Source organism: Variovorax sp. 01T439_2, from assembly GCF_056398445.1.
This window is the reverse complement of record NZ_JBFTPJ010000324.1, coordinates 1-5,760: the sequence shown is the minus strand read 5'-3', so window position 1 is coordinate 5,760 and position 5,760 is coordinate 1. Positions and strand designations below refer to the sequence as shown.

The window sequence follows — 5,760 nt, the reverse complement described above, 5'->3', positions numbered from 1 at the left end:
GCTCCAGCTGACGCACGTCGGCAGGCTCTCCGACAACCAGTACTACAGCGTGTACGGCGGTGCCCTGGAAACCATGTATGCGGGCGTCGGCGGTGAATGGCTCTACCGGCCATGGCGCAGCCGGATCGCCTTCGGGGTCGACTTCAACCACGTGCGCCAGCGCGACTTCGAACAGGACTTCGGCCTGCGCGACTACAAGGTGAACACCGGCCACGCCACGCTCTACTGGGACACCGGCTGGCACGGCGTGCTGGCCAAGATCAGCGCGGGCCAGTACTTGGCGGGCGACCGCGGCGTCACCATCGACATCAGCCGCCGCTTCGACAACGGCGTGGTGCTCGGGGCCTACGCCACCAAGACCAACGTATCGGCCAGGCAGTTCGGCGAAGGCAGCTTCGACAAGGGCATCTACCTTTCCATTCCCTTCGACGCGCTGCTGCCGCGTTCGAACAAGTTCACCGCCAACTTCGCCTGGGCGCCGCTGGTGCGCGACGGCGGTGCGCGGCTCGGCCGGATCCATCCGCTCTACGAGATGACCTCGGCCCGCGACCCGAGCGCCTACAAGTTCGCGCCGCCGGACAGCGGCACGCCGGGCACGGGCGACAACATCCTGAACTTCGAACGGCCGCGCTGACGCGGCGCGGCCGCCAATCCCCTGCCGCGCTCACCCGTGCGGCAGGGCTTTCGAAGAACAGGAATCAGCCGGCCCGGTCCGAGCCGGCTGCGCGCATGATGAAGAACAGCCAGGCCATCATCATGGCCGCCATGCAGGCAAAGCCCAGCGTCATGGCGTTGATGGTCTGGATGTAGGAAATGGGCGGCGTGGCCGCGAGCATGGCCGCAGCGAACACCAGCGCACCGAAGATCGAGCACCACAGAAGCGCACCGGGCCGGCCGGCGGCCCTGAACCCCGTGCGCAGGCACATCGTCAGGCCGAAGATGGCGGGCGCGTAGAAGAACGGCGAAAAATCCATGCCGCCGTAGTTCTTGCCGAAGGCCAGCACCACCAGGTACGGGCCCAGCAGCCCCAGCAGGATTCCGCCGATCTCGGCCACCAGGAAACCGAAGACGACGAACTTGACGAACAGGCCAAAGGCGTCCTTGCGCCGATCGGATGCCCAGTTGGCCGCCAGCCTGGGCAGGATGTAGTAGCCCAGCGCAAGCAGCACATACTGCATCGGCAGCAGGAAGGTGATGTAGATCTTCAGCAGCCCGCCCTGCACCGAATCCGCCGAGGAGCCCAGCAGCAGGATGGCGCCGCCCGTCATGATCCAGCTCATCAACTGCGAAAGGCTGGCCTTCCAGCCGTAGCTGGCGGCTTCCCCGAGCGTCAGGGCCTGGGCGTTGGCGGCGGCCGGCAGCGGTGCCATCACCTGGCGGAGGCTCGTCGCCACCAGGATGGCAAAGGGCAGCTGGATGACGGCGATCCACAGCAGCGCCTGCGTCCATGACGCCGGCTTCAGGCCGATCAGCACCGCCACGTATCCGACGCAGACCAGCACGCCGGATGCACAGAGCACCAGGTAGCGGCGTCCCACGAGCAGGATGCTTCGGGAAATCCAGAATATTTCATAGCCCGCGATCAGGGCCACGCCGGCCCAGCGGAGCGGCCCCGGAAAGCTCGTGAACTGCCAGGCCAGGAAGCCCGCAATGGAGATCCCCAGCACGAGCGCCCAGCTCCACCAGGCGGCGGACCGGCCCGCGTAGTAGCGCTTGATCAGCAGCGGCTCGTGCACCACCGCCGTATGCACGATGTACTGGAAGCTGACGATCGCCAGGAACGCCGAGGCAATGCCGAAGTCGGAGGGCGACAGCGCCCGCGCCAGCGCAAAGCTCAGCAGCAGCTGGCTCGCGCTGTAGATGCACTGGTCTGCAACTGCGTAGATCGGACCTGCGAGGCGCTTTCGAATTCCGGACAGGGACGCCATCCTGGGCCTGTTCACCCTATTCCGAAATGGAAAACAGGACCGGATAGTCGGTGGCCTTGGCAGCAAAGCCCCCGTCGACGGGGCTGCCGCAGCTGCCGTGGCGCACCTGCGGGAAGAAGTCGACCCGCGTGCACTTTTTTCCCTTGTCGGCGGGAACCAGCACGTTCTGCTCGGCGCTTTGCGTCCACACCACGTGCAGCAGGGAATTGCCGCGGCTCAGCACCAGCTTGTTCAGGCCGGCATTGCTCTGGTATGAAAGCTTCTTCGAATTGCGGGCGATCTTGAGGAATTCGGTGAGGCTCGAAAAGGCTTCCTTCTTCTCGCCGCCCTTCGACTTGAGGCCGAAGTTGTCTTCCCTCGAGATGACGGAGGTTCCCCGGTCCTGCCAGGCATAGAGATTCAGCAGCCTGATGCCCGCGGCCACGTTGGTCAGGTATTCGCGCAGGATCAGCGAAGCCTGGGTGTTGCGGTCCCGCACCGGCAGGTAGGAGGCATAGCCCCACTCGGAAGCGACGATCCCGACCTTTCCGAGCTGCTGCTGGTCCAGCTTTGCGCGCAGCTTTCCATAGTCCGCGATGGCGGTTTCCGGAATGGAGCGGTAGGGATGGATCGATATGTCCGTCAGGCAGTCGGCCTTGGCCGCCGACACGAAGGCATTCTCGAGCTGCGAGGGAACCTGGCCCGGGCTGAAGGGAAGCTTCGCAAAGCCGAATCCCATGACGATCTTCGGCGGCGTCTTCATTTGCGCGATGCTGCGGCAGAACTCGGCGGTCGCGGTTTCAAAGCTCGAGAAAAGCGACGGGTTCAGGAAGGTCTTGTGGTCGGGCTCGTTCCACAGCTCCCAGACGGCGACATCGGCCGCGTGCGCGCTCATGAACTCGAGCGCGAACTTGGCAAACAGCTTTTCGCGCTGGCCTTCGCCTGCTTCCGCCGGGCTCTGCCCCCAGATCTCGCGGCCTCCGAACAAGGTCACGATCGCCTGGAGCCTGGCGTTCTTCACGCGCTTGATCAGGTCCGAGTAGTCGACCGATGCCGGGTTGACGCTCTTCAGCGGCGGCCGCGCGCCGAATCTCACGAATTCGAAGCCCGATGCCCTGATCTCGTTCAGATCCTCGTTCGTGATGGTGGCCGGGTCGATCTGCACGCTCAGCGCGACCGGATATTCCGTGCCCAGTTCGGCGATGCCGCGGGCCTCTGCCGTGCAGGCCACGGCCGCCAACGCCGCCGAGGCGCACAGCAGCCTGAAGGCACCCCGCAAACGCCCCGCCACCGAAGAAAAAAATGAAGACTTCTTCACTGTACCGACTCCTTGTACAAGTCCAGGATGGCGGCGTTCATTCGGTCGGCGGTGTATTTCTCTTCGAAAATCTCCCGGCCGGCACGCCCCATCCGCTGCAATTCCTCATCGGAGATCCGATCGATCTCGCGCAGCACGTCGTCCAGCGCGTCGAGCGAAAACAGCCTTCCGTTCCTGCCGTCTTCGACGATGTCGACCAGGCCGCCCACGGCGGATGCAAAAACCGGCTTGCTGCGGGCCATGGCCTCGACCGCGACAAGGCCGAAGCCTTCCCAACGGGAGGGAACGATGACCGCGTCGCACGACCGGTAGGCTTCTTCGAGCTCGTCCTTCTCGAGCCATCCGGCGAACTCGATCTCGCTCGAGCGCGCAAGGGAAAGATCGTTCCTGACGGCCCCGCCCACGATCACGAGCTTGAAGCCGGGCTGGACGCGGGCATAGGCGTCGAGCAAGGCATCGATGCCCTTCTGCCGGTCGAGCCGCCCCACGAAAAGGACTCTTCGGGGCCGTGCCGAAATCTTGGGAGCCACCGTGTTTTCCGCAATGGGCGCGGTGGGCTGGATCCCGTTCGGAATGCACTTGCACCGCTTGATGCCGAATTTCTCGGCCACCCGGAACTCGTGGCCGCTGATGCAGATGATCGCGTCGCTCCAATGGGACAGCAGCCATTCGATCCATCGATAGATCGACTTCTTGTACGAAGGCCCGACCTGGTCGAAGGCCCAGCCGTGCGAGCAATAGACGATCTTGGTCTCGGCCGGCACCTGGCCGAGCAGCGCCATGGCGCGAACGATTCCGCCCGGAATCGAGCTGTGCAGGTGCAGCACCGTGGGGCGCTCCGAGCGGATGATTTTCTTGATCTCGGCGGCGTAGCTTGCAAGGGCAAGAGGACTGCGGGCCGTGGGGACCACATGCGTGTCCCGGGAGTCCAGCCACTCCACCGGGCCGGGCAAGATGAACTTGGCCTGGCTGATCACGGGAGAGTTCTGCTGAAAGCCCGAAACCAGCCGAAGATAGGTTTCGAGCCCGCCCTTGAGCGTTTCGGCAACGTGCAATATCTTCATAGGTGCCAATCAGATCAATGCATGGATACCGGCCACCACCTGGCTTCTCAATGCGTCGAGCGCTTTGCGGTCCGGGTGCCGGTCATCGAGCAGGCCCAGCACCGACGTACCCAGCTTTTCGACGCGGGGCGACAAGTCGAAGAGGTAGCGCTTTCTGCCGGTCAGTTCGAAAAACGACTCCACCTTCTTGTCCCAATTCATTCCTATGGACGGAATGTTCAAACCGTAGGCCACGATATTCGCGTGCAGCCGGTGCGCCACGATGCACGAGCAGGCGCTGATCAAGGCAACGAGTTCATCCGGGTGCCGGGGAACGAGAAAAATCGATTTCGGCGCATCGGAGGCCGAGGAAATTTCTTCCAGGACCTTGTTGTCTTCGGAGGCGCCGTTCGTGAAATAAAGCACCCGCTTTCCCTCGGCCCGCAATGATTCGGCCAGCGTGGCAAAGAATTTGGCCGATTGCGTTGAATTGGAGCCTTCGTATTCGGAATTCATCACCAGCGCATCGAGGCTGCTGACGCAAATTCCGATGTCCCAATTCTTTTCCGGCGAAAGCTCGTCCGAGAAGGCATCGGCGCAGATGAGCGCCGGATCGGGCACCACCTGTATATCGCTTCTCGGGATTCGGAAGTAATTGTGCAGGTTGCTGGCCGATTCCTGGTCGCGGGTGGCGTAGAAGGCGGGCCTCGCATTTTTCAGGAATCGCCCGACGAGAAAGCGCCCGAGAAAAGACCATTTCGCCGTCACGCCCACCGACAGGATCACCACCTTCTTTCCACGCAGCAGCCGGCTCAGGAGAAACAGCTTCGCCGGGAAATTGAGCGCCACGTCGCAAAACAGCTGGCCGCCGCCAATGACGACCAGGTCCGCATCGTCGACAGCGGCCTTCCAGTTCTTCCGCCAGCCGAGAAAATAGCCCTTGAGGCAATACAGGAACACGATCACCGACCTGATGAACGAAGGCAGCTTCGCAAAGAGCCGGAATGYGCCGCCGCCGCGCAGGTTTTCTTCCTCGAAGCCGAGCCGGCCGGCAATGTCCAGGAATTCGACCCGGGCCTGCGGATATTTCAGGCCCGCAATATGGGCCAGGGATGCCGCGATGACCCCGTCGCCCAGGTTGTCGCTGAAAGGCACGGCGCAGATAAGGATCTTTTTCATCTGTGAATCAAGCATCGGTTGCCTTCGAAGCCAAGCCGCTCATCGCGACCCGTGGCCCACGGCGACCACCCAGATGGTCCTGATGAAGATGCCGATGTCCCGGCCGACCGACAGCGTCTCGACATAGGCGACATCCAGCGCCACGCGCTTCTTGTAGCTCAGCTGGTTGCGCCCGCTGACCTGCCACAGGCCCGTGATGCCGGGCCGGACGGCGCAATAGAACGACCAGTCCGCCCCGTACAGGATCTTCTGGTCGAGCATGCAGGGCCGGGGGCCCACCAGGCTCATGTCGCCGACCAGCACGTTCCAGAAC

General features: G+C 63.3%; 6 protein-coding genes. 1 reads left to right on the top strand and 5 read right to left on the bottom strand.

What is annotated here, in order from left to right:
* Positions 1 to 634 (top strand): YjbH domain-containing protein (locus AC1DOC_RS16515; protein ID WP_478130101.1); only part of this gene is annotated, 634 nt, incomplete at its 5' end.
* 64 nt (positions 635 to 698) lie between these two features.
* On the opposite strand, the gene AC1DOC_RS16510 is transcribed toward AC1DOC_RS16515, so the two are convergent.
* From AC1DOC_RS16510 to AC1DOC_RS16490, 5 genes are all read right to left on the bottom strand, one after another.
* The gene (locus tag AC1DOC_RS16510; protein WP_478079111.1) at positions 699 to 1,928 is read right to left on the bottom strand and encodes a lipopolysaccharide biosynthesis protein; all 1,230 of its coding nucleotides are present in this window, start codon (positions 1,926 to 1,928) and stop codon (positions 699 to 701) included.
* 16 nt (positions 1,929 to 1,944) lie between these two features.
* Positions 1,945 to 3,225, bottom strand: coding sequence for a glycoside hydrolase 5 family protein (locus tag AC1DOC_RS16505; protein WP_478079112.1), 1,281 nt, complete (start codon positions 3,223 to 3,225; stop codon positions 1,945 to 1,947).
* Entirely contained in the window at positions 3,222 to 4,289 is a 1,068-nt protein-coding gene (locus AC1DOC_RS16500; protein ID WP_018906506.1) for a glycosyltransferase family 4 protein, read from the bottom strand. Before AC1DOC_RS16500 ends, AC1DOC_RS16505 begins: the two co-directional genes overlap by 4 nt.
* 9 nt (positions 4,290 to 4,298) lie before the next feature.
* Positions 4,299 to 5,447: a polysaccharide pyruvyl transferase family protein gene (locus AC1DOC_RS16495; RefSeq protein WP_478130100.1), complete on the bottom strand. Its 1,149-nt coding sequence runs from the start codon at positions 5,445 to 5,447 to the stop codon at positions 4,299 to 4,301.
* A gap of 39 nt (positions 5,448 to 5,486) precedes the next feature.
* A partial coding sequence (locus tag AC1DOC_RS16490; RefSeq protein ID WP_478130099.1) for a sugar transferase occupies positions 5,487 to 5,760 on the bottom strand: 274 nt, incomplete at its 5' end.

Bases quoted from the DNA above. Each gene is read 5' to 3' on its own strand.
- AC1DOC_RS16510 (WP_478079111.1), bottom strand. From the start codon at position 1,928: ATGGCGTCCCTGTCCGGAATTCGAAAGCGCCTCGCAGGTCCGATCTAC.
- AC1DOC_RS16500 (WP_018906506.1), bottom strand. From the start codon at position 4,289: ATGAAGATATTGCACGTTGCCGAAACGCTCAAGGGCGGGCTCGAAACC.